The 23,060-nt window shown below is 56.7% G+C and carries 17 protein-coding genes and 1 other RNA gene; 8 read left to right on the top strand and 10 right to left on the bottom strand.

Annotated features, from left to right (window positions below; translation table 11 throughout):
* Positions 1–42: 42 nt before the first annotated feature.
* Both AB6729_RS01600 and ligD read left to right on the top strand, forming a co-directional pair.
* Positions 43–1,041 carry a Ku protein gene (locus tag AB6729_RS01600; protein ID WP_371079811.1) on the top strand — a complete coding sequence of 333 codons (999 nt, stop codon included), beginning with the start codon at positions 43–45 and terminating at the stop codon, positions 1,039–1,041.
* Positions 1,042–1,133: 92 nt separating this feature from the next.
* A complete protein-coding gene (gene ligD / locus AB6729_RS01595; protein ID WP_371079810.1) occupies positions 1,134–3,929 on the top strand; it encodes a DNA ligase D in 2,796 nt (931 codons plus the stop codon).
* A 12-nt stretch (positions 3,930–3,941) separates the two neighbouring features.
* Here ligD and AB6729_RS01590 read toward each other — a convergent pair whose 3' ends face one another.
* A complete protein-coding gene (locus tag AB6729_RS01590) occupies positions 3,942–5,039 on the bottom strand; it encodes an aldose epimerase family protein (protein ID WP_371079809.1) in 1,098 nt (365 codons plus the stop codon).
* A 145-nt stretch (positions 5,040–5,184) separates the two neighbouring features.
* On the opposite strand from AB6729_RS01590, the gene ssrA reads away from it, so the two are divergent.
* Positions 5,185–5,539: a transfer-messenger RNA gene (gene ssrA / locus AB6729_RS01585) on the top strand.
* A 105-nt stretch (positions 5,540–5,644) separates the two neighbouring features.
* A complete protein-coding gene (locus AB6729_RS01580) occupies positions 5,645–6,853 on the top strand; it encodes a glycoside hydrolase family 172 protein (RefSeq protein ID WP_371079808.1) in 1,209 nt (402 codons plus the stop codon).
* Positions 6,854–6,928: 75 nt separating this feature from the next.
* Here AB6729_RS01580 and AB6729_RS01575 read toward each other — a convergent pair whose 3' ends face one another.
* From AB6729_RS01575 to AB6729_RS01550, 6 genes are all read right to left on the bottom strand, one after another.
* Positions 6,929–7,435: a methylated-DNA--[protein]-cysteine S-methyltransferase gene (locus AB6729_RS01575; RefSeq protein ID WP_371079807.1), complete on the bottom strand. Its 507-nt coding sequence runs from the start codon at positions 7,433–7,435 to the stop codon at positions 6,929–6,931.
* A 41-nt stretch (positions 7,436–7,476) separates the two neighbouring features.
* A complete protein-coding gene (locus AB6729_RS01570; protein WP_371079806.1) occupies positions 7,477–9,738 on the bottom strand; it encodes a heavy metal translocating P-type ATPase in 2,262 nt (753 codons plus the stop codon).
* Between the two features lie 11 nt (positions 9,739–9,749).
* On the bottom strand, positions 9,750–11,228 hold the full coding sequence (locus AB6729_RS01565) for a TolC family protein (RefSeq protein WP_371079805.1): 1,479 nt from the start codon (positions 11,226–11,228) through the stop codon (positions 9,750–9,752).
* Positions 11,225–12,757: a multicopper oxidase family protein gene (locus AB6729_RS01560; RefSeq protein ID WP_371079804.1), complete on the bottom strand. Its 1,533-nt coding sequence runs from the start codon at positions 12,755–12,757 to the stop codon at positions 11,225–11,227. The genes AB6729_RS01565 and AB6729_RS01560 overlap by 4 nt, the downstream gene beginning before the upstream one ends.
* 114 nt (positions 12,758–12,871) lie before the next feature.
* Positions 12,872–13,309 carry a hypothetical protein gene (locus tag AB6729_RS01555; protein WP_371079803.1) on the bottom strand — a complete coding sequence of 146 codons (438 nt, stop codon included), beginning with the start codon at positions 13,307–13,309 and terminating at the stop codon, positions 12,872–12,874.
* 66 nt (positions 13,310–13,375) lie between these two features.
* Entirely contained in the window at positions 13,376–14,908 is a 1,533-nt protein-coding gene (locus AB6729_RS01550) for a fumarate hydratase (RefSeq protein ID WP_371079802.1), read from the bottom strand.
* Positions 14,909–15,096: 188 nt separating this feature from the next.
* On the opposite strand from AB6729_RS01550, the gene asnB reads away from it, so the two are divergent.
* Positions 15,097–16,893, top strand: coding sequence for an asparagine synthase (glutamine-hydrolyzing) (asnB, locus tag AB6729_RS01545; protein ID WP_371079801.1), 1,797 nt, complete (start codon positions 15,097–15,099; stop codon positions 16,891–16,893).
* Between the two features lie 27 nt (positions 16,894–16,920).
* Entirely contained in the window at positions 16,921–18,264 is a 1,344-nt protein-coding gene (locus tag AB6729_RS01540; protein WP_371079800.1) for an amidase, read from the top strand.
* Between the two features lie 46 nt (positions 18,265–18,310).
* Here AB6729_RS01540 and AB6729_RS01535 read toward each other — a convergent pair whose 3' ends face one another.
* Positions 18,311–18,736: a carboxypeptidase-like regulatory domain-containing protein gene (locus tag AB6729_RS01535; RefSeq protein ID WP_371079799.1), complete on the bottom strand. Its 426-nt coding sequence runs from the start codon at positions 18,734–18,736 to the stop codon at positions 18,311–18,313.
* 85 nt (positions 18,737–18,821) lie between these two features.
* Here AB6729_RS01535 and AB6729_RS01530 point away from each other — a divergent pair, with 85 nt between their 5' ends.
* Positions 18,822–20,222 (top strand): aspartate ammonia-lyase, encoded by a 1,401-nt coding sequence (locus tag AB6729_RS01530; protein WP_371079798.1) that lies wholly within the window; start codon positions 18,822–18,824, stop codon positions 20,220–20,222.
* Positions 20,223–20,277: 55 nt separating this feature from the next.
* Here the strand turns inward: AB6729_RS01530 and AB6729_RS01525 are convergent, their stop codons facing one another.
* Positions 20,278–20,985 (bottom strand): hypothetical protein, encoded by a 708-nt coding sequence (locus tag AB6729_RS01525; protein ID WP_371079797.1) that lies wholly within the window; start codon positions 20,983–20,985, stop codon positions 20,278–20,280.
* A gap of 212 nt (positions 20,986–21,197) precedes the next feature.
* Between AB6729_RS01525 and AB6729_RS01520 the strand changes: the two genes are divergently transcribed.
* A complete protein-coding gene (locus AB6729_RS01520) occupies positions 21,198–21,722 on the top strand; it encodes a cytochrome c (RefSeq protein ID WP_371081173.1) in 525 nt (174 codons plus the stop codon).
* A gap of 50 nt (positions 21,723–21,772) precedes the next feature.
* Here the strand turns inward: AB6729_RS01520 and AB6729_RS01515 are convergent, their stop codons facing one another.
* Positions 21,773–22,912: a DUF481 domain-containing protein gene (locus AB6729_RS01515; RefSeq protein WP_371079796.1), complete on the bottom strand. Its 1,140-nt coding sequence runs from the start codon at positions 22,910–22,912 to the stop codon at positions 21,773–21,775.
* Positions 22,913–23,060: the final 148 nt, after the last annotated feature.

Genomic DNA, 23,060 nt, shown 5'->3' with positions numbered 1-23,060 from the left:
CAGTGCCCAAACGGAATCAGAAATGGCAGGAGTCTTTTTACAATGGCGCGTCCTTACTGGTCAGGAACCATACAGATTTCGCTGGTGCAGTTTGCGGTAAAGTTCTTCGTCGCCACTGAAGCCAAAAGCCAGATCCGCTTTCACCAGGTAAGCCGCTCCACCGGTGAGCGCGTGCGCCATCAAAAGGTGCTGGAATCCACCATGGAAAACGGCGGCGAGGACATGTCTGAACAGTCCGCCACGGTGGGTAAGGACGACATCGTCAAAGGCTACGAATACGCCAAGGGCAAATACATCCTCATTGAGCCCAGCGAAATCAATAATCTCCGCGTGCCCTCCAAGCACACCATCGCCGTGGAGCAGTTCGTGGACGAGAGCGAAATTGATCCCGCCTTCTTTGAAAAGCCGTACTTCGTTGCACCCGACGGCGATGCACAGGCAGAGGCCTTCGCAGTTGTCCGCGAAGCCATGCAGAAGGCAGGCAAAGTCGCCCTTGGCAAGATCGCATTCGGCGGCCGCGAACACATCGTCGCGCTCATGGCCAGCAAGGATGATGAAGGACGCGGCCTGATGGCATACACCATGCGCTACGGCGAAGAACTGCGTAATCCGAAAGAATACTTCTCAGACATCCCAAAGGTTTCGGTAGACGAAGATCAGCTCGAACTGGCAGAACAGTTGATCAAGAAGAAAACGGCGAAGTTCGATCCGAAGAAGTACAAGGACGGCTACGAAGTTGCATTGAAAGAACTCGTAGACGCTAAGCTGCATGACGAGCCTGTGCCCGTGGACGAACCGCAACCCAAGCGCGCGAAGGTCATTAACCTGATGGACGCACTGCGCAGTTCTCTATCGGGGAAATCAACCGAAGAAGGCGAAGACACGCCGCCCCCGGGCAAGAAGACCGCGAAGAAGGAGCCCATTAAAAAACGCTCCAACGTTGCGGAGATGCCCAAGCGCGAACAGGCAGCCGAACCGCATCGCAAGAAGGCTTCTGCAAGCGCAAAACCGGCGAAGACAGCGCGGCGCAAGTCGGCTTAACCATGTGGAAATAGAAAATGCGAAAGGCGCGGCGAATCAGGCCGCGCCTTCGCCGCTTGCAGGCATCTGTTCTTTGCAGAAGGACGTGAGGCATGGCGACGAAGAAGACAGTAAAGAAAGCCACTTCAAAGAAACAGGTAAAGCCAACCGCAGGCGATGCCGTGGATGAGCAGCTTGCGCGCTATCGCTCTATGCGCGACTTCTCAGTAACTGAGGAACCAAGCGGCAAACGGAAACCGGCCTCCGCAGCATCGTTGCCCTTCGTCATTCAGAAGCACGCAGCCACGCGCCTGCACTACGACTTTCGCCTCGGCTGGAATGGCGTTCTAAAAAGCTGGGCCGTCGCCAAAGGTCCAAGCTACGTTGTCGCAGATAAGCGCCTCGCGGTGCAGGTGGAAGATCATCCCATGGAATACGGGGGTTTTGAAGGCATTATTCCGCGCGGCCAATACGGCGGCGGCACCGTGATGGTGTGGGATCAGGGCACATGGGAGCCGCATGTCGACGTGGAAGAAGGCCTGCGTAAAGGTTCGCTGAAGTTTGCTCTCAACGGCACCAAGATGCACGGCAACTGGACGCTCGTTCGCATGGGCGGCAAAGCTGCGCAGGAAGGCAAGCCCAACTGGCTGCTCATCAAAGAACACGATGACTACGAACGTACACCGAATGATCCTGCCATCACCGAAGAGATGCCGAACTCCGCTGTAACGGGTCGTTCTCTTGAACAAATCGCTGAGGCCGGCACCCACATCTGGAACTCAAAAGAAACCGCAACCGAGGGACAGGCGTGGTATCGCCAACGTGCGCATGACGCAGATGCAGCGTCACGCGCAGCCTCGGTAAAGAAAACCGGGCCATTCAATAACAGTTTGTTAGCAAAACTACCCAAAGAAAAACTCCCTGACTTTATCAAACCGCAACTAGCGCAAGAAGCCACTGCCCCGCCATCGGGAAATGAATGGTTGCATGAGATCAAGCTCGACGGGTATCGCATGCAGGCGCGCAAACAAGGCGCACGAGTACAACTCTTCACCCGCAGCGGTCTCGATTGGACACACCGCATGAAGTCGATCGCAGAAGCGATCAAGACGCTTCCCGTACAGGACGCCATCCTCGACGGTGAGGTCGTCGTCCTCGACGAAAAGGGCCTTTCCAGCTTCGCGCATCTTCAAGCCTCCTTTGAAAAGAACGAGAAACACCCTCTCACCTTTTTCCTCTTTGACCTGCTCCATCTCAACGGCCACAACACGCGCGAACTTCCGCTGAAAGAGCGCAAGCGCCTGTTACATACCATTCTTTCTGGTGACAACGACGGCCTGCGGCTAAGCGAAGACATTGCGGGCGACGGCGCAAAGATTTTCCGCTCCGCCTGTGAACTGCATGCGGAAGGCATCATCTCGAAAAAGGCGGACGCCGCCTATCATCCCGGCCGCAATGCTCTCTGGCTTAAATCAAAATGTGTTCTGGAACAGGAATTTGTTATCGGCGGTTGGGTCGACTTATCCAACGGCAGCCGCGGTGTTGGCTCACTCCTGCTCGGTTATTACGACGATGCAGGCAAACTCATTTACGCAGGTCGTACCGGAACCGGCTTCACGCAGAAGACACACAAACTCATTCGCGACAAACTTGACGCCATCGAAACAAAGTCTAATCCGTTCGTCGCCATCGACGCTGCAGGTCGCAAAGATGCGCACTGGGTTAAGCCGCAACTCGTTGCGCAGGTACGCTTCGCCACATGGACCGCGGATAACCTCGTGCGCCAGGCAGCATTCCTGGGCCTTCGCGAAGACAAGCCCGCAAAAGAAGTCCGCCGCGAAATCGGTCCTCCCTCTGCGAAACACAAATCCGCCGCTCCCACGGAGACGAAGAAAGACGTTCAGACACTGCTTGAACCCGCCGAAGATACAAAAGAAAAAGCAAAGTCAGCAAAGGTCATCCCCATCGATTCCAAACGAGCTAAGCGCACATCACATACGACAGACAGCGCACCAAACCTACGTTTAACGCACCCGGACAAAGTCGTCGATCCTGAAAGCGGCGTCACCAAACGAGAACTCATGGACTATCTGTGGGCCGTCTCGGAAGAGATGCTTCCGCATATTGCAAACCGGCCATTAAGTCTCGTTCGCTGTCCCGAAGGTTCTGCGCACCAGTGCTTCTATCAGAAGCACGTCAACCACATGCTGCCCGCAGGCGTCGGCAGTGTCATGGTGGCCGACAAGAAGGGTGGCGCACCCGAACCCTACATCACTCTGGACACCGCCGAAGCTCTCGCAGGCCTTGCGCAGATGAGCGTACTGGAAATCCATCCATGGGGCTCACGCAACGACGACCTCGAACACCCTGATCGCATCATCATCGACCTCGATCCCGACGAATCGCTTTCCTGGTCCACCGTCTGCGAAGCCGCACTCGAAGTACGTGAGGTGCTGAAAAGCGCGGGTGTGGAGAGCTTCGTAAAAACCACCGGCGGCAAAGGCCTGCATGTTCTCTTTCCCATCGCGCCGAAGCATGACTTTGCCTTCATGAAGGCGTGGACACACGGCTTGGTGCAAGCCATGGAACAAGCGCACCCCGAACTCTACCTGACCAAGATGACCAAGGCTGCTCGCACCGGCAAAATTTATCTCGACTACCTGCGCAATGAACGCGGTGCCACCGCCGTCGCTCCGTACAGCATGCGCGCACGCGCGGGGCTTCCCGTAAGCATGCCGCTGGAGTGGAAAGAGCTTACCGGCAACACGCGCCCACGCTATACAGTGCATGATTTCGGGGAGTGGAAGCCGCGCCTGAAGAAGAACCCGTGGCGCAAACTGCTTGAGGTCAAGCAAACCCTAAACGCCGCCGCGCTGGAGCACTTCGCACCCAAAGCGAAGCGCTCCTAGCAGCAGCGTGCATTACTTCGTAAAGCTGAAGATCGTGGTCGTGTGATACGTCTGCCCCGGTCGCAACAGCGTGCTTGGAAACGCCGGATGATTCGGTGAATCCGGATAGTGCTGCGTCTCCAGGCAGAATCCACCGCGGCGTACATACTTCTTGCCACCGGTGCCGGTGATCTCGCCGTCCTTGATAAAGTTGCCGGTATAGAACTGCACACCTGGCTCCGTCGTCTTCACCGTCAGCGTGCGTCCTGATGAAGGATCCGTTACCACCGCCGCTGTCCGCAGCGCACCCGCTGTGCCATTCAGCACAAAGTTGTGATCGTAACCACCCGCAATCGTCAGTTGCTCATTCTTCGCCTCAATCCGCTCTCCGATGGCATGTGGCGTACGGAAATCAAATGGCGTCCCCGCTACCGCAGGCAGATCGCCCGAGGGAATCAGAACCTTGTCCACCGGCGTATAGCGGTCGGCATTGATCTGAATCTTATGATTCAGAATCGTTCCATTCCCTTCACCCGCCAAGTTGAAGTAGGAATGGTTCGTCAGGTTAATTACCGTCGGCTTGGTCGTCGTGGCGCTGTACTCAATCTTCAGGTCATGCCCATGCAGCGTGTACGTCACATGCGTGGTCAGCGTACCGGGATACCCCTGGTCGCCATCAGGCGAAACCAGCGTGAACTCCACACCATCGGCAACTTCCTTCGCGCTCCAGATTCGATTGTCAAAACCATCTGTCCCCCCGTGCAGCGACTGTCCGTTGTTATTGATCGGCACATAATAAGTCTGGCCATCAATCTTGAACTGTCCCTTGGCAATGCGGTTGCCGTAGCGCCCTACCACCGCGCCAAAATACGTCCCACCATCATCCTGATAGCTCGCGGCCTGCGGATGTCCGAGGACGATATCCGCGAACTTGCCATTCCGGTCTGGAGCGTCAATCGCCTGAATGCGCGCGCCCAGCGTGATCAGTTTCACCTGCAGTCCCGGGCTCTTCAGCGTATAGATTTCAACGGGTTTGCCGTTCTTCGCCGTTCCGAACGACGCCTTCGTTACTTCCGCATTCATACCGGTTCCGATCATCCCCAGCGCCAGCAGCGCCACTGCCATCTTCATTGTTCCATGCACCTCACGCCGCCAAGCGCGGACTCCCGCGAAGTATACCGGGCTGAAGCGGCGTCGCGCGAATGCCGAGGATTTATAATCAATACAGTTCTTTGACAGCGCTGCATTCGCAACGCTCGAAGCTGCTCCACAAAGTGGGGGCGTCATGGTTTCGACGGGGTCGCTTGTGGCAAGAGGGCATGCCGGGGTGGGTACACCCGTAATCGAACCCAAAAACTATAAGTGCCGAACCTCAGTTTGCACTTGCTGCTTAATTAAATAAGTAGCCGATTGCTCCCGCTTCGCCTATGGGCGGGTACCAATCGTCGTACAGTAGGCTGGTCAAAGCTGTTCCGCCTGGACGGCAATGACGAGATCGATCAGGCTGGTGGCCGTTACATCTTCGCCCGTTCTAAGTGGCGGCTACGAGACAAAGATGACACGGGAAAAGCATGAATGCCTTTTGTCATTGGTTTCTTCGGACGGGAGTTCGATTCTCCCCGCCTCCACCAACTTCTCTTCCACATTCATCCAGCACTTCCCGCGTGACAGCAGAACACAAAGCCAGTACATTGGTGGCGCTTGCCATCTGCCTTTCGGAATTGGATGCTTTGCTTATGCGCTTTGTCCTACCTGCCCTGCTTTCGTCTTTCATTGTGCTGTCCGCTTCGGCTCAGGCAGTCCGCGGCAGTGTCGATCTAACGCACCCACAGACCTACACACTGCATCGCATCGGCAGCATGGATCCCACCGGAGGCAACCACGATTCGATTCGTGTGCTCCCGAGCACCACGGCAACTTTGATGGATGTCGATGGCCCCGGTCAGATCTCGCACCTGTGGGTTACCATCTCCGACTCCGAAAAATACTTCCTTAAGCGCGTCGTTCTGCGCATCTATTGGGACGGTGAAACCAGCCCCAGCGTCGAAGTCCCCATCGGCGACTTCTTCGGTCAGAACACCGGCGAATATGTCGATTTTGAATCTGCCGTACTCAATGTCGGTTCCAGCCGCGCGCTCAACAGCTACTTCCCCATGCCCTTCCGAAAGCATGCGCGCATCACAATCGAGAACCAGGGCAAGCTGCCCATCAACAGCTTTTACTACAACCTGGAATACCGCACCGGTCCCAACGTGGCCGACAAAGACTCGCTGTATTTCCATGCGCAATATCGCCAGGCCATTCCCAACAAAGGGTGGACAACCGACTTTTATGACAACCAGGACTATCGCGTAAACCTGAAGCCCAACCTGGATGGCAAAGACAATTACACCTTCCTCGAAGCCAGCGGCAAAGGCCATTACGTCGGCCTCACGCTGGGCGTGGTGCAGAATCAGGATGGCTGGTGGGGTGAGGGCGACGAAATGCTCTTCATCGATGACATGAGCAAGCCCACCATCACCGGCACCGGATCGGAAGACTACTTCCTCGGCGCATGGGATTTTGGGACTCACTTTGCTTACCAGAGCAACGGAGCACCGCTCGTCGGATCAGAGCTCGCCGGAAGTCACAACCTTGTCTATCGCTTCCATCTCGATTCCCCAGTTCCCTTCACAAAAGAATTCAAAGGCACCATCGAACACGGCCACGCGAATCACCGCTCGGACAACTACTACTCCGTTGCCTATTGGTATCAGACCGAGCCACACGCGCCATTTCCTGAGTTGCCTTCGGTAGAAACACGTCTACCCACGATCTATTCCACCGGCGGTCCTGGCAACGGTCCGCAGCAGAACATCGCACCGCCGGTAGCACCGGCACCCATCGCGCAGCCCGGCACCATCTCACCTCCGGCGACCCCGCAGTCTCCCATCCACCCACAATAGCCAAATCGAGTGCCCAGGTTCTAAGTGAGCCTGGGCATTTGTAGAACTACCCCGATGGGGGCAGGCCATCGCTTTCTAAAAGAGTGGCTTCTGCCCCGGCATCGAAATCCCTTCCAATTCCAGCAATATGCGCTTCGCCTCCAGCCCACCGGCAAATCCCGTCAGTGCTCCGGACGTTCCGATCACACGATGACATGGCACCACAATGGACAACGGATTTCGTCCATTCGCTGCTCCCACCGCGCGGCTGGCCGCAGGCTTTCCCAAACGTGTCGCGATCTCACCATAACTGCGCGTTTTCCCATAAGGAATGGCCAATAACTGCTCCCAAACCAGCTTCTGAAATGCGGTTCCCCGTACCTCCAGCGGCAAGTCGAACACCATGCGCCTCCCTGCAAAATATTCTTCGAGTTGAGCTACAGCCTTTCTCAATACGGAGTGCGCATCATCCTCGCGTGCCTCTTCCAAACGCACACGCTTCGGATCATCCTCAGGCCAAAGCACAGCGACCAACCCAATGTCACTCGCTACCAACCGGAGTATTCCCACAGGCGATGACATCGATGTTTTCACCAAGCTCATATGCTTACCTCTCCTGTAAACGACGGCACCCGATGAATTACTTATTCCAACCTTACAGAACGCAGCCGTAACGAATTTCCGATGACGCAAACCGATGAAAGACTCATCGCACCTGCAGCTACCATTGGGTTCAAGGTCATGTGAAACAACGGATACAGAACACCTGCGGCGAGAGGCACGCCCAACGCGTTATAGAAGAACGCGAAGAACAGATTCTGCCGGATGATTCGCATCGTAGCTACACTCAAACGTCGTGCTCGCAACAGACTTTGCAGGTCGCCTTTCAGTAAGGTCACAGGCGCCGATTCCATCGCAATATCCGTCCCCGTTCCCATGGCAATGCCAACATCCGCAGCAGCCAACGCAGGCGCGTCGTTGATACCGTCCCCCGCCATGGCAACCACCTCACCACCATCACGCAGTTGTTTCACCAGGGCAGCCTTGTCCTGCGGCAACAAACCCGCTTTGTAATCAATCTGCAAAGGCCCGGCTACGGCCTTCGCCGTTGCCTCATGATCGCCGGTTGCCATCACAATTTTCAGTCCTGCGCGCTGCAACTCCTTCACCACATGCGCCGCCGAAGCACGCACCGGATCAGCAATCGCAATACTTCCCGCAAGCACTTCATCCACAACTACAAAGATCCGTGTTCGACTATCCTCGCGTGATGCATCAAGGTCGCGCGGCAGTTCACGTACCACCGCAGCGTTCCCTACCGCAACGCGGTGGCCATTGACAATTGCATGGACTCCCTGGCCTGTCGTTGAAACAAACCCATCCGCAGAATGCAGCAGTACACCGCGCTCCTCGGCCGCATGAACCACCGCGCCGGCCAATGGATGCTCGCTCATCTTCTCCACACTTGCGGCCAGCTGCAGCACATCCTCTGCACTGAACCCATGCTCTGGCTTCACCTCTACAACAGAAGGCTTACCTTCCGTAAGTGTTCCGGTCTTATCGATCACCAGCGTATTCACATTACCAAGCTGTTCCAGCGCTTCTGCATTGCGCAGCAAGACACCCGCATGCGCACCACGTCCCGTTCCGACCGTGATCGCCATCGGAGTTGCCAACCCCAATGCGCACGGACACGCCACAATCAACACCGCGACAGCACTTACCACCGCATGAGACAGACGAGGCTGCGGTCCCACCAGCATCCATGCCACAAATGCAATCGCCGCAGCCGCAAGCACCGCAGGGACAAAGATGCCGCTCACGTGATCGGCAACGCGCTGGATCGGCGCGCGCGTTCTTTGCGCTTCACTCACCAGTCGCACAATCTGTTGCAGCATCGTGTCTGCGCCGACACGTTCGGCACGCATGTGGAACGCGCCCGTACCATTCATCGTCCCGCCAGTAACGGCATCGTTCACCGACTTCGCAACAGGCATGGGTTCTCCGGTCATCATCGACTCATCGATTAACGAAGCACCATCCAACACCACACCATCCACCGGCACGCGCTCACCCGGACGCACACGCAGCACGTCACCCACATGCACATCCGACAGTGCCACTTCCGTCTCTGTACTGCCTTCCACACGCAGCGCTGTCTGCGGAGCCAGCCCCAGCAAAGAACGCAGTGCAGCCCCCGTGCTGCTGCGCGCACGAAGCTCCAGCACCTGCCCCACCAGCACCAGCGTGACGATCACGGCCGCAGGTTCAAAGTACAGTCCAATCTCTCCGGATGCATCACGCGCTGTTGCAGGAAACAACTGCGGCGCCACTACCGCGGCCAGGCTATACAGATAGGCCGCGCCTGTGCCAAGAGCAATCAGCGTAAACATGTTCCAATTTCCGGTGCGCACGGACTGCCACCCACGCACAAAGAACGGCCATCCGCACCCCCAGACCACTGCAGTAGCCAATAGCAATTCAACCACCGGCATCGGTCGAGTGAACATCATCAACAACAATGGCAGCGTCAACACCGCGGCAATCCACAGCCGCCTCGTCATGCCATCCAGCTCGGAAGTATCTTCCTCCAGGACCACACCAACAGGTTCCAATGCCATACCGCAAATAGGACATGTCCCTGGTCCCATCTGCCGAATCTGCGGGTCCATCGGGCACGTGTATTCCATGTTTTCCGCGCCAGCAGGTGGAGGAGCAGCAGGAACAGGATGCAGATACTTCTCAGGATCAGCGGTGAATTTCGCGTGACATCCTTTCGAACAGAAGTAATACATGTCGCCCCTATATTCCGTTGCTGCTGCGGCCTTCGCCGGATCAACCAACATTCCGCACACCGGATCGGTCTGCGCTGCAACCGTTTTCTCTTCACCACCACAGCAACTCATCGCAACAAACCTCAATTCCCCGCACTCGAAGGCAGATTCCGCATCAGATCGTCCGCACCGATGCTGACAGGCTTTTCCAGTGCTCCATCCAACGTAAAGTTTTCCAGTGCAATTGCCGCTGACCATTCCTCGTGCAGCGCCTTCACATAACCAAGCTGCAACTCATACAACAACGCCTGTGACTCAAGCACTTTGGGATATGCCTGTCCCATCTGCTGATACTTCATTACTTCCAATTCATACGCCCTGCGTGCTCTTGGCAACATCTGCGTGCGATATCGTTCTGCCGAGAAGCGCGCCTGCTCATACTGTTGTGCAATCGGCTCTGCGCGTTCGCGTGTCCACATCTGCGTACGAACCACCGCAGCCTGCGCACGCGAGAGTTCCGCCTTAGCCGCACCAACATTTCCCTGGTTGCGATTCCACAACGGCAACTGCACTCCCGCCTGCGCAAATCCCATCCAACCTGCTGCTTTGTTCGTTCCATCCAGCCGTTCGCCGGAATACCATTCACCTGCAGTGATCTTCATATCAGGGACCGACTCGCGCTTTGCGGATTTCACCTGCGCTTCTGCAATCGCAACCGAGGCCGCCGCCTGCTTCACCGCGGGACTATCTTCCACACCCTTGCGCATCACATCCTGCACATCCATCTGCGGAGGCTCCGCCAATCTTCCATCCAATGGCTGAGCACTCATCGCAGGCACGCCTGCCGTAGCAGCAAGCCTTCCAAACGATGCAAGAAACATTCGCTGCGCATCCACAAAATCCATCTTCGCCTGCTCTGCCTGTATTTCAGCTTTCAACACATCCGCCGCATCAGCCTGTCCCACACGCATCAGCTCATGCGCATTCACCTGCGCATCTTCTGCACGCTTCAACATGCGTTCATGAATCGTCACGAAAACCTGCGCACTCAACGCGTCGAAAAACCGCTGCGCTACATCGTTATGCACGCGGGCTCGCTGCACTTCCACAGCATGCTCATTCGCTCTGCCTTCCGCGCGCACTACATCACGACGCAATGCGAGCTTCCGTCCCAACACAATTTCCTGCGAAAGAAACGCGCCCTGCTCGCCGCCGTGATAGTTGCCACCACGAATATGTTCGCCGGAGTATCCAACCACAGGATCGGGCGGCAATGCCACCTGCCGAGCCTGCTGTTCACTGCGTTTTACCGTTGCACGCGCTTCCATGAGCGAAGGCTGATGCGACTCTGCAAGATCCAGCCATTGCGCTAACGTCATCGCAGGTTTGTTTGCGACGTCCTTCAGCAATTCCGGCGCAGGCAGATTCTCGCCTGTGCGAAGCTCCAGCGCCTCCGGCTCCTGCACTGCCTGCATGGGATATACAAGCGGCTCCGAAGTTACAGGTAAGTTCTGTTGCTGTTGTTGCATCGCAGCATGATCATGATGCATGCCTTCCATCGACTGCGCTGCAGCCGCACCACTTGCCATCACACATACCAGTACCAGAAAATGCATCTTCATCGACGCACCTCCTCGACCTTTGCGACAGCACTCGTTGCAGCGCCTCCATACAACGAAACGAATGGATCGTTCGAACGATTGGCAGCCCTCATCGCAGCAATCACGCGGTCATATTGCTCGGCAGGCAACACGCGTACAAACGTCATCATGCCTTGCATGAATCGACTCCAGTTTGTGCGCAGGCCAAGATTCTCCGGCCGATTGACCAGTGCATCCATCGTCATCATCGGCCCTTCCATCAGCGCGTCCTGCGGATAGTTCGGCACGTTTTCTGCGTTTGGCGCTGTCTCCTGCATCTGCTGCATCATGCCTTCGTGGCTGGTGTCAAAGGCATTCTGCTGCTTGCGCTGTTGCGCACTCATACGCGGCGAACCGTCCATCTGCTGCTGCATCATGCCCATCATGGATGGATCCATGTCGGTGTCAGCCAATGCACTATCACCATTGCGCGATGCAGGCTTTGCGGCCGTGTCCATATTCATGGGGCGCGTCATCGGCCCCACCTGCGTCACCATCTGGTTCATCATGTGGTGCGGTAGATGGCAGTGCAGCATCCAGTCGCCGGGATTGTCCGCAACAAACTCCACATCGCGGGATTGCCCCACGCCGACCAGCACCGTGTTGCCCGGCCACCACGCCGTCTCTGGAATGCGGCCACCCTCGGTGCCTGTCGTATAGAACGTGTGTCCATGCACATGCATCGGATGATGATCCATGCCCATATTCACAAAGCGAATACGAATACGCTCACCCTGTTTCACAATCAGCGGCGTTGTTGCGGGGCTGGCCTTGCCGTTCAGCAACAGCCAGTTGTACTCCATCTTCATGGTGTCGGGAATCGTCTGGTTTGCAAGCAGCGCGAACTCCTGCAGGTGAATCAGGTAGTCCTTCTCGCAGTGCGGACGATAAGGCACACGTGGATGCATGATCACCGCGCCCAACATGCCTGCCATCTCCTGCATGGCCATGTGCGAGTGATAGAAGAAGGTGCCTTCCTGCTTAATGGTGAAGTGATACGTATAACTTTCACCGGGTTTGATGGGCTCCTGGCTGATGCCGGGCATACCATCGTTGCCGATGGTGTCTTCAAATCCGTGCCAGTGAATTGAGGTCGACTCGGGCAGTTCGTTCTTATAGATCACACGAATCTTATCGCCCTGCGTGACCTGGATCGTCGGTCCCGGCGCACTACCGTTAAAGCCCCAGACATCCGCCCACTTCTGCGGCGCGATCTGTTGGCGAAAGACGCTGGCAGTCAGGTGGAACACTTTGACATCGCCATCCATCTGAAACGGCAAATCTCCCACCTCGGTGGTGATGACGGGAGCCGTACCCGACGGCTTTGCGCCTGTATCCAATTTTGAAAGCGAGCCACTCGCTGTCCCAAGGTATCCGCCCCTGGCATGCACCTGCGGCCCCGGATTCTGCGGAACAGAGGCCACAATCTCGGCCTTACCTTCGCGCCCAGCGGCAAGCAATGCCGCCGACCATGCAGCCGTGCGCTGCAGAAACGATCTGCGTGTCGACATCTTTGAAAACTCCATGCTGAAAAAACACAACGTGTGAACACGGCACGATCCAACGCACCGCAACGTCAGAGTGCATTGCCGCGCATCTACAAACACGCGGCAGCAACCGGCGTATTACACGCGCAGCATGGAGGTTTGTTCGAGAGGAGAAAGCGGTACAGCAAGAGGATGATCTGAGGCATCCAGCGTGCGTGTGATTGGCACAACCACATGCTCTGTGACAGGAAGGACCACAGCCACAAGCAATCCAGAGCCATCCGTGACAACCCGGAAGTCCGCCGAAGAAGGCAGCGCCTGATGGCGGCAGTTCATCTGCCCACATCCGGCATCGGCGTTAGGCAGATTGTTGTGCTCTGCACGCATGCCCTGGCAATGCTCCATGCCGGAGTCCATCGCCATCGCATCGTCCTGCGGCATCGCTGCAGCTTCATCCATCATGGATGCAGCCATCGCAGGCATTGCCGATACGGCGCACAACGATTCGCAACGCGCTGTTCCCACGGAGAGCAGCAAAAGCAGGCAAAGCATCGCATTGGCGATTGTCTTCCGCATTCCACTGTCCTCCTGCCTTCTAGGATGCACCAGAACTGCGTTGGATGCATCTCTAAAGTCGCGTGCTTACTGAAGAATCGGCACGCCGCCAAGATTCTGCGAAGCTGCAATCCGCGCTGACCATTCCGCCGGACCGGTGGTGTGAACGCTGGTGCCATCGGCGCTCACCGCCACGGTCACGGGCATATCCACCACTTCAAACTCGTAGATTGCCTCCATGCCAAGGTCTTCAAACGCCAGCACCTTCGACGCCTTGATGGCTTTCGACACCAGATACGCCGCGCCGCCAACTGCCATCAGATACACCGCGCCGTTGTCCTTGATCGCTTCTATCGCCTGCGGTCCGCGCTCGCTCTTGCCCACCATGCCGAGCAGGCCGGTCTGCTCCAGCATCTGCCGCGTGAACTTGTCCATGCGCGTTGCGGTCGTCGGTCCTGCGGGCCCAACCACTTCCTCACGCACTGGATCGACCGGCCCCACGTAGTAGATGAAGCGATTCGTGAAATCCACCGGCAGTTTTTCGCCGCGATTCAGCATGTCCGTCATGCGCTTGTGCGCAGCATCACGTCCCGTCAATAGCCTGCCGTTCAGCAGAACAGTTTCACCCGCCTGCCATGTTGCCACTTCTTCACGCGTCACCGTGTCCAGATTCACCCTGCGTGCATTCATGGGGTTATAGGTCAGCTTCGGCCAATCTTCCAGCGATGGCGGATCAAGCCTGGCTGGCCCGCTGCCATTCAGATGAAAATGAACATGCCGTGTGGCGGCGCAGTTGGGAATCATGGCGATGGGCAGGTTTGCCGCATGTGTCGGCGCATCGAGAATCTTGATATCCAGAACCGTCGTCAGGCCACCAAGTCCCTGCGCGCCAATACCCAATGCATTTACCTTGCGATACAGCTCAATGCGCGTCTTTTCAATCCTGCTTTGTGGACCACGCGCAATCAGCTCCTGCATGTCGATGGGTTCCATCAACGACTGCTTCGCCAGCAGCATCGCCTTCTCCGCCGTCCCGCCAATGCCAATGCCGAGCATTCCCGGCGGGCACCATCCCGCGCCCATCTGCGGCACCATCTTCAGCACCCAATCCACGATGCTGTCCGACGGGTTCAGCATGGCAAACTTACTCTTCGCCTCGCTGCCGCCGCCCTTCGCCGCCACGATCACATCCACGCCATCGCCCGCGACCAGCTCCGTAACCACAACCGCAGGCGTATTATCCTTCGTGTTCTTGCGGCTGAACGCAGGATCAGCCAAAACTGAGGCACGCAACGTATTGTCCGAGTCAAGGTAGGCACGCCGGACGCCTTCATCGCACATGTGCTGGACGTCCATGGTGGCGTCGGCAAACTGTACACCCATCCCGATTTTCAGAAAAACGCTAACAATGCCGGTGTCCTGGCAGATGGGGCGGTGCCCCTCCGCGCACATGCGGCTATTGATCAATATCTGCGCCATTGCATCCTTCGCCGCAACGGACTCCTCCAGCTCGTACGCACGAGCGAGGTTCGTGATGTAGTCCACCGGGTGGTAGTAGCTGATGTACTGCAGCGCATCCGCGATGCTGCTGATGAAGTCTTCCTGCTTGATCTGCGTCATGACAACTTCCATGGTAAAGCCAACGAAATTTGGCTTTAAGTAGCCTCCAAACCACCATGCCCCAGGGGCTAAGACCTTTGGGTTATCGAAAGATAGGCCAGATTCTTACAGCTTTTTTACGCCTCTACAGCGACAATTTCTGCAACATCTGAAACTTATGCAGGACTTTCTCGTAAGGCAGGTCTTCTATGTGTGGCATCGCAGGCTTTCTGGCTCTGATGGAGCCAGCGGCTTCTCCCCTTGAAACATTGAGCGTCATGACATACCCAATGAGAAACAGAGGGCCGGATGCCTGTGACTCATGGGTGGGACCCCATTCAGAAATCGGAATGGCGCATCGTCGTCTATCGGTCATTGATCCTACGGAAGCTTCTAACCAGCCAATGCATTATCCGGACGGCTCTCTTTCCATTGTTTTCAATGGGGAAATCTATAACTTTCGCGAACTTCGTTCTCAATTACAGTTTTATGGACATCGTTTTCAAACAGAAGGTGATACAGAAGTCCTGCTCCATATGTACCAACGGTATGGGCTGGATATGCTCCCGCGGCTACGCGGGATGTATGCCTTCGCTATCTGGGATAAAAATGCCCAAATACTGATTCTGGCAAGGGACCCGCTAGGGATAAAACCGCTGTACTACAGCATGATCGATGGCAAATTTTATTTTGCTTCGCAGGTAAAAGCACTCAAGCCCCTGCTGGACACATACACTCCTGATGCTGCCGGACGGGCAGCTTTTCTTTTGTGGGGTTCTGTTCCGGAGCCTTATACGCTGTACCGGGAAATTCGATGTCTTCCGGCAGGGGCAGCCATGATTGTGGAACCAGGATGCGAGCCACGGCTCATCCAGGGAGAAACCGTTGGCGACGTATTTGCCGCGGCGGCCGCCCAAGAAGTAACGCAGGATCACGCAGAGCGTCAGCACGTACTTCGCGAAGCCCTGTTTGATTCTGTTTATGCGCATATGACCTCCGATGTCCCCGTCGCACTCTTCCTGTCAGCGGGGCTGGATTCCGCAACCATAGCCGGGCTGCTAAGCGAAAGAACAGGAGAAGCCCCACTGGCAATGACACTGGGGTTTACCGACGGCAATGCAGAGGACGAAACGAAACTGGCACGCGAGATCGCGGATTTTTACGGGTTAGCCCATAAGGAAAAGACATACGGCGCGGAACAGTTCGCGCAGATGTATGAATCCTTTGTGACGGCCATGGATCAGCCCACAATCGACGGGCTCAATGTATTCATGATCAGCCGTATGGCCAAAGATTTCGGCTATAAGGTAGCCCTGTCTGGCATAGGAGGGGATGAACTTTTTGCAGGTTACCCAAGCTTTCAGCAGGTGCCCGCGATCAAACGAAGGTTTCAGTGGGCAAATGGCATCCCGGGACTTGGGCAGACATTCCGATGGCTATCCGACCCTCTACTTCGCCATATGACTTCTCCCAAATATGCCGGCCTATTGGAATATGGAGCCAAGATTCAGGGCTCCTACCTGCTACGTCGCGGCCTGTTTATGCCCTGGGAATTAAAACATGTGATGAATCCCGATACGGCGCGCGACGGACTGCGCGAACTGAAGGAGAAAGGCCTGGTTGGACTACGACTTCCGAACATGGCGTCCGGAGATGTCGACAAGCTCTATGTACACATTCTGGAAATGACGATGTACATGCGGAATCAATTGCTGCGGGATGCGGATTGGGCAGGCATGGCCAACTCCGTCGAAATTCGAGTTCCCTTTGCGGACTGGAAGCTGCTGAAGATACTGGCGCCCTACATCGTGCACGGAGGTTTTACGAAACAGGACATGATCGCGACTCCTGACCGACATTTGCCAGCTCACATCCTGAACCGACCCAAGACCGGCTTCGCACCTCCCGTCCGGGAATGGCTGAGCGTAGGCTTTCCGGGGGAAAAACCAAAACGCGGGCTAAGGGGTTGGGCACTTCACCTGGAGAAAGCTTTCATTGCAGGTTGAACAGAGCTGCGCCAATACAATCAGGCAATGCGTCCGATTGGCCATTTCCTGCAACAACTTCATTCTGGAGTAACCACCAGCCGCATGCTGGTAGAGCAATGCCTTATCCACATCGCCGATCCCGGCGGCGAGGGCGCACGCACCTTCACTCGCATCAGCGGAACGGCTCTCCAACAAGCCGACGCGGCCGATGCTCAACTCCGCGCAGGTAATACAGCGAACAAACCTCTGCTGGGACTTCCTCTTTCAGTAAAGGACCTGTTCGACGTTGCTGGAGAAGTCACCACCGCAGGCTCCATCGTTCTGGCCGAAGCACCGTCAGCCAGTCAGGACGCAGCCATCGTCGCCCGTCTGCGCGATGCAGGAGCCATCATCATTGGCCGCACGAACATGACGGAGTTCGCGTACAGTGGCCTCGGCCTGAACCCGCATTACGGGACTCCCGCCAATCCGTGGGACCGCGCCCATCGTCGCATCCCTGGCGGTTCGTCCAGCGGCGCAGCCATTTCGGTGACAGACGGCATGGCCGCAGCCGCCATCGGCACAGATACGGGCGGCTCCGTGCGCATTCCATCGGCCCTATGCGGCCTCACCGGCTTCAAACCCACAGCCAGCCGCATTCCCATGGACGGCACACTGCCACTCGCCCGCAGCCTTGATTCCATCGGGCCGCTTGCCGCCACGGTAGATTGCTGCACGCGCCTCGATGCCGTGCTCTCGGGTGAAAGCTATACGCCACGGCCTGCATTATCTTTGCGCAACCTGAGATTCGGCATCCTGCAAGGCTACGTTCTGGAAGGATTGGACGATGCAACTGCCGACGCCTTCCAGAACGCGTTACATGTTCTAAGAGGAGCGGGAGCCACCATCGACCCGGTGGAATTCGCTGCATTGGAGCGTATTCCCGCCAGCAACCAGACCGCCGCAGCCGAAGCCTATGCGTGGCATCGGCACCTGCTTGCAACCAGCGGAAATCGCTATGACCCGCACGTCTCCACACGCATCCTGCATGGTGCCAACATGCTGGCCGCGGACTTTCTCGACCTGATGCAGGCACGCCGCGAGATCGTCGCAGAATCCATGCAGGTCTTCGCTGGATACGATGCCATCCTGTTGCCCACAACGCCCATCATCGCTCCCCCCATCGCGGATCTGGAGCATGACGACACAGCTTACTTCAACGCCAACGGCCTGATGCTGCGCAACACCAGCATCTTCAACTTCCTGGATGGCTGCGCACTTTCCATTCCCTGCCATCGCAACGGCGAAGCACCCGTAGGCCTGATGATTGCTGGCACTCACGACAACGATGCCCACATACTGCGCGTCGGCTCTGCCATCGAAGCAGCTCTGTCACCATTGCGCCAATAGCAAAGCCTCGCCGCAGCGAGGCCTCTTCTTATGGATAGACAATCCACTACTCGACGGTCAGTTCCCGCGTAATCTGATCGCGTGTGTCGAACTGGCTGATCGTCTTCTGAGCGGTTTTCTTGTCCTTCGATTCAGCCCAGAGTTGATAGTCCACCGTGCGTGAAAGCTGCACAAAACGGAACTTGCCCGTTTCGTCCACAGTCACGGACTTCACATTTTTATTGCCATCATTCTTCAGGTAAACAACGGCACCCTTCAGCGGCGCACCGTCCGTGCCTTTCACAACACCGCTGACCACGCGCTCATGCACCACGGTCTTGGTGTCATAGGTGCCAATGCCCAGGCCCTTCTCGTTGCCTGTCCCATTCGCATTCCTATTCATGCCCGGAATAAACTGGGCGCCTGCACTCGCAACTCCGGCAAAGGCGAACAATCCGGCAAGAAGAACCATGGAAAAAGGGAAACGCTTCATGGGCATCATTTTACTCCCGGTCAGGGCCTTTCGCACCCCTGTTTGTAAGGCGGCTAACATCTAATCTTCATAAAGGGGATACGGCATGAACATGCGCAGGGAAAAAGATTCGCTCGGTTTCGTGGAGGTTCCCGCGGAAGCGCTATACGGAGCACAGACCGCCCGTGCCATCGTGAACTTCCCCATCAGCGGCCTCCGCGCCAATCCTTTCCTTGTCCGCGCACTCGCGCTGATCAAACTCTCCGCTGCAAAGGTTAACGGCGACCTGGGCCTGATCACCCCGGAACAATCGCAAGCCATACAGCAGGCTGCGCAGGAAATTCTCGATGGACAGCATCTTGAACACTTTGCCGTGGACGTGTTCCAGGCCGGAGCCGGCGTCTCGCTGCACATGAACACGAACGAGGTCCTGGCGAACCGGGCTTCGCAGATCCTCGGCGGCAGTCTGGGCGAATATGCGCTGGTGCACCCGAATGACCACGTGAACTACGGCCAGAGCACCAACGATGTCTTTCCCACGGCCATGCGCCTCTCTGCCCTGCTCGCCTTGCAGGAGCTTTATCCGGTGCTGGAGTCGCTGGCAGAAGGGCTGGACGCAAAAGCCGCGGAGTTCGACCACATCCTGAAATCCGGTCGCACGCACATGCAGGACGCCGTTCCTATCCGTCTTGGGCAGGAGTTTGCTGCCTATGCGATTGCGATCCACCGCGCCAAAACCTTCATTGCAGACGCAAGCGTCGGTCTGCATGAACTTGGACTTGGTGGATCCGCCGTTGGCACCGGCATCAACACGCATCCGAAATATCGTTTTCTTGCCATTCGTTTATTAGCCGAGCGAACCGGGGAACCACTGACCGCTGCCAGCGATATGCGTTACGCCATGCAGTCTTGCGCGCCCATGTCCAGCGTTTCCGGCGCACTCCGAACACTGGCGCTGGAAATCATCCGCATCTCCAACGATCTTCGTCTGCTGTCTTCCGGACCTAACACCGGCTTTCGCGAGATCGATCTTCCCGGCCTGCAGCCGGGTTCCTCCATCATGCCGGGCAAGGTCAATCCCGTACTGCCGGAACTCGCCGCAATGGTTGGCTTCCAGGTCTGCGGCAATGATGCGGCGGTCGCCATGGCGGTACAGGCAGGCCAGTTGGAATTGAACGTGATGATGCCGACCATGGCGCACAACGTGCTCCAGTCCATCACCATCCTCACCAATACACTGCGTGAACTGGATCACCGCTGTATCCGCGGCATCACAGCCAACGAGGCCCGCTGCGCCTTCTACGCGCAATCCACCGTCTCGTTAGCCACGGCGTTGAATCCTTACATCGGCTATGCGAAGGCAGCAGAAGTGGTGAAGGAATCCATCGCCACAGGCCGTTCCATTATTGACCTTGTACGCGAAAAAGGTCTGCTGACCGAACACCAGATCAGCACGATTCTGGATGCACGCGCCATGACCGAACCGCGCGAGAAAGAAGACGTATAACGCAGCAAAGGCCGCTCATGGTGAGCGGCCTCTTTGCTTCTAAAAGTTACAGAACTTACTTCGACTGACGTCCGAAGCGGTACACCACACCTGCCTGCAGACCCAGGTTGTTCTGCAGCGTTCCACCGAAGGTCGTACCCACGTAGGTCGGCTGAATGCGAACTGCCAGGTTGTTGTAGATGTTGTAATCCGCGATTACAGAGAGCGAATAGGCAAATTTCGCATTGGAATCCGGCCACATACCCAGATCTTCCGAACGCAATCCCTTCGCGTCACCGCCAAACTTGCTCAGAGCCACACCAGCCACTGCATTCGCGCTCAGCGTGTACTTTTCCTTTGCCCGGAAACGATACTGCGGACCGGCCATAAAAGTGTATTCACTGATCTGCGGGCTATACACGCCATTCTTCACGAACACGTTCGGGATGGTGGCGCTGCCGTAGAAGCCACGAACATCGCCCACAATGCCCAGCGTGGGACTGAGCTGATAGTTGGCATTCATGAAAAAATTCACTTGAGAAATCTTCTGAAGATTCTCACCCGTGCGGAAGCGAAGAAAGCCGCCGCCGCCTGCTACTTCCCAGCGGTGCGAGTAGGCGTCCGCAATGTTACGTGCGATACGCGCCTGACGATTCGCATTCTGGCGGCGCGAGCTGCGGGTAGGCGTGGACGAAGTGGCCTGAGCGGTGGCCGTGGCGGCAAACAAGACTAACGCGGCGGAGGCGGCAAGCGCGCGCGGCGCCGGTGCGGTGAAACGGAACATCAACCAATACTCCTCAGGTGGCCCGCAGGCTTGCTACGTTGGACGGAAGCGGATGAAAATCCGGGATAACCCGGACGGACCACAACATCCATTAGAACATTCCCTGCCGGACACGCGCGAGAAAGAACCGAACCATGGCAAAACAGAGTAGAAATTCCGGCAGATCCAACCGTCGCGGCAATAGCAGCGGGGTAGGAAAGTTGATCGTGGGCATGCTTCTTGGCGCCACACTGACCCTGCTGACCATCGCTGCGTGGATGCGTTTTGGCAAGCCACCCGTCGCCGTCACCGACGCTGCATCACTATGGGAGCCGCTGGTGGCCAGTGTTCCCGCCAATGCACGCGCCAGATCCGAGGCGAAAACGCCACCCTTTCCCGCGAGCGAAGACGCCTTTGAGGCCGCCGCGAAGCTGTATCGGCAACAGTGCGTCTCCTGCCACGGTGCGCCGGGACAAAGCTCCACAACCGGCCGCGCCATGTCACCACGCGCACCACAGTTCTTCTCGCCACAGGACAAATCCGTACTGGCAGGCCAGAAGCCCGGCGAAATTTACTGGAAGACGGCCTACGGTATTCGCCGCACCGGCATGCCTGCTTTCGGCAAAACATTCACCGATACGCAACTGTGGCAAATCAGCCTTCTGCTGCAGGCCTCCTACAGCGAACTACCGGACCCCATTCGCAACTTACTCACAGAAGGTCTGCCCCCGCTACAACCCACAGAGATCAAACCCTGAACAGAAAAGCCCCGGCACAGAGCCGGGGCTTTTGCATTCATGTGACTGGTTTACTTCAATGCGTAGCTCAATCCGGTTGTAAACGTGAAGCTGTTCTTCTTGTAGCCGGGATCAGGGTTATTGATGTAGCTCTCCAGCGCCGTAACGTTCAGAGCCAAGCGCTTAAACAGCGGCGCTGCCAGCGTCGCACTGCCGTTCGCCGAATACGCATTGAGATCATTCCACGCTGGAATAAACGATGCAGTCTGCGTCAATTCCATCTTGTAGGGCAGTGATCTGCGATAGGCCTCGCTGAAGCTGGAACCAAAGAGATTCAGGTTCAACGAGGGATCAAAATGCCCCTGCCTTTGATAGTGTGCATCCGCCTTCAGATCGAGCTGATGCAGTGGCTTATTGAACACAGTCCAACCGAAACCGCCACCATAAAGCTGATTCAGCGCGATGCTCTGTGCATAGTTATGATCAAAGGATGTGGTGCCGAGAATGTAAACGCTCTTCGTAATGTACTCATCGCGTTCCGCATCCGCATGCATAATGCTGGTCTTGGCCTGCACATCGCCGCCAGTCCCACTGATGACCGCCGGGGTGGTCAGAACACCATAGTTTTCCTGAAAGTTCGCCGTGGTTCTGTTGCGTGGCCGGAAGTATGGGACCACGGGGATTTGACGGATCAGCGAAACGCCCGTGGAAATCGTGCCACCGTGAACCGTCGCCTGCGTGAAACTGGTACCCAGGTTCACGGCGCCATTCCATCCCTGGAAGAATGAGAGGTCATGCGCCAGCGTGCTGTTGAAGGTCTTCTCATCCACGACAAAGGCAACATCCTTCGCCGGAACTGTCTGCGCCGGGACCTGTGCGGTCTCCTGCACGGTCACAGTCTCTGTAGTGATCTCCACGGGTGCCGGAACTACCTTCTTCGACTGTGAGACGGGAACACCGTGCTTCAAAACAGCAAACGCCCCATGCGTCTTCAGGTCTTTCACCTGCGACAGCGGCACGGTAATCTCGCCTGCCATATCGCTCTTGAAGACGACATCGCCGCCAACACTACGCACCAGGGTGCCGCTCAGTTGATCGCCATTCGTAAAGATGAGGACATCTTTCTCCGGCGCCGCTTGTTGCGCCTTCAACCCCATCCCAACACCAAGCACGAGCAGGCAGGCCAGCCGCGCGTTCATTCTCCAATGCATGCCATATGTCATTTGGATAGCTTAGAGTCTGTTTTGCATTTTGCGAGTTGCTTTCTGTTGAAAGGCAATCAAATTACGCGGCTTTATATCGCCAAAGTACAGAACAGGTTCTAAGCTGAAACATAGATTCCATGCACGCTTTTACGGC

It is taken from the genome of Terriglobus sp. RCC_193 (assembly GCF_041355105.1).
GTDB lineage: Bacteria > Acidobacteriota > Terriglobia > Terriglobales > Acidobacteriaceae > Terriglobus.
The sequence above is the reverse complement of the archived record's forward strand: the minus strand, read 5'-3'. Positions and strand labels throughout refer to the sequence as shown.

What these genes read in the sequence shown, in the direction of transcription:
- AB6729_RS01540 (WP_371079800.1), top strand. Translation starts at nt 16,921, where the DNA reads ATGCGTCCGATTGGCCATTTCCTGCAACAACTTCATTCTGGAGTAACC.
- AB6729_RS01525 (WP_371079797.1), bottom strand. Translation starts at nt 20,985, where the DNA reads ATGTTCCGTTTCACCGCACCGGCGCCGCGCGCGCTTGCCGCCTCCGCC.
- AB6729_RS01570 (WP_371079806.1), bottom strand. Translation starts at nt 9,738, where the DNA reads ATGAGTTGCTGTGGTGGTGAAGAGAAAACGGTTGCAGCGCAGACCGAT.
- AB6729_RS01515 (WP_371079796.1), bottom strand. Translation starts at nt 22,912, where the DNA reads ATGCATTGGAGAATGAACGCGCGGCTGGCCTGCCTGCTCGTGCTTGGT.
- AB6729_RS01580 (WP_371079808.1), top strand. Translation starts at nt 5,645, where the DNA reads ATGCGCTTTGTCCTACCTGCCCTGCTTTCGTCTTTCATTGTGCTGTCC.
- AB6729_RS01520 (WP_371081173.1), top strand. Translation starts at nt 21,198, where the DNA reads ATGCTTCTTGGCGCCACACTGACCCTGCTGACCATCGCTGCGTGGATG.
- AB6729_RS01565 (WP_371079805.1), bottom strand. Translation starts at nt 11,228, where the DNA reads ATGAAGATGCATTTTCTGGTACTGGTATGTGTGATGGCAAGTGGTGCG.
- AB6729_RS01600 (WP_371079811.1), top strand. Translation starts at nt 43, where the DNA reads ATGGCGCGTCCTTACTGGTCAGGAACCATACAGATTTCGCTGGTGCAG.
- AB6729_RS01575 (WP_371079807.1), bottom strand. Translation starts at nt 7,435, where the DNA reads ATGAGCTTGGTGAAAACATCGATGTCATCGCCTGTGGGAATACTCCGG.
- AB6729_RS01555 (WP_371079803.1), bottom strand. Translation starts at nt 13,309, where the DNA reads ATGCGGAAGACAATCGCCAATGCGATGCTTTGCCTGCTTTTGCTGCTC.
- AB6729_RS01550 (WP_371079802.1), bottom strand. Translation starts at nt 14,908, where the DNA reads ATGACGCAGATCAAGCAGGAAGACTTCATCAGCAGCATCGCGGATGCG.
- AB6729_RS01530 (WP_371079798.1), top strand. Translation starts at nt 18,822, where the DNA reads ATGAACATGCGCAGGGAAAAAGATTCGCTCGGTTTCGTGGAGGTTCCC.
- AB6729_RS01560 (WP_371079804.1), bottom strand. Translation starts at nt 12,757, where the DNA reads ATGTCGACACGCAGATCGTTTCTGCAGCGCACGGCTGCATGGTCGGCG.
- AB6729_RS01535 (WP_371079799.1), bottom strand. Translation starts at nt 18,736, where the DNA reads ATGAAGCGTTTCCCTTTTTCCATGGTTCTTCTTGCCGGATTGTTCGCC.
- ligD (WP_371079810.1), top strand. Translation starts at nt 1,134, where the DNA reads ATGGCGACGAAGAAGACAGTAAAGAAAGCCACTTCAAAGAAACAGGTA.
- AB6729_RS01590 (WP_371079809.1), bottom strand. Translation starts at nt 5,039, where the DNA reads ATGAAGATGGCAGTGGCGCTGCTGGCGCTGGGGATGATCGGAACCGGT.
- asnB (WP_371079801.1), top strand. Translation starts at nt 15,097, where the DNA reads ATGTGTGGCATCGCAGGCTTTCTGGCTCTGATGGAGCCAGCGGCTTCT.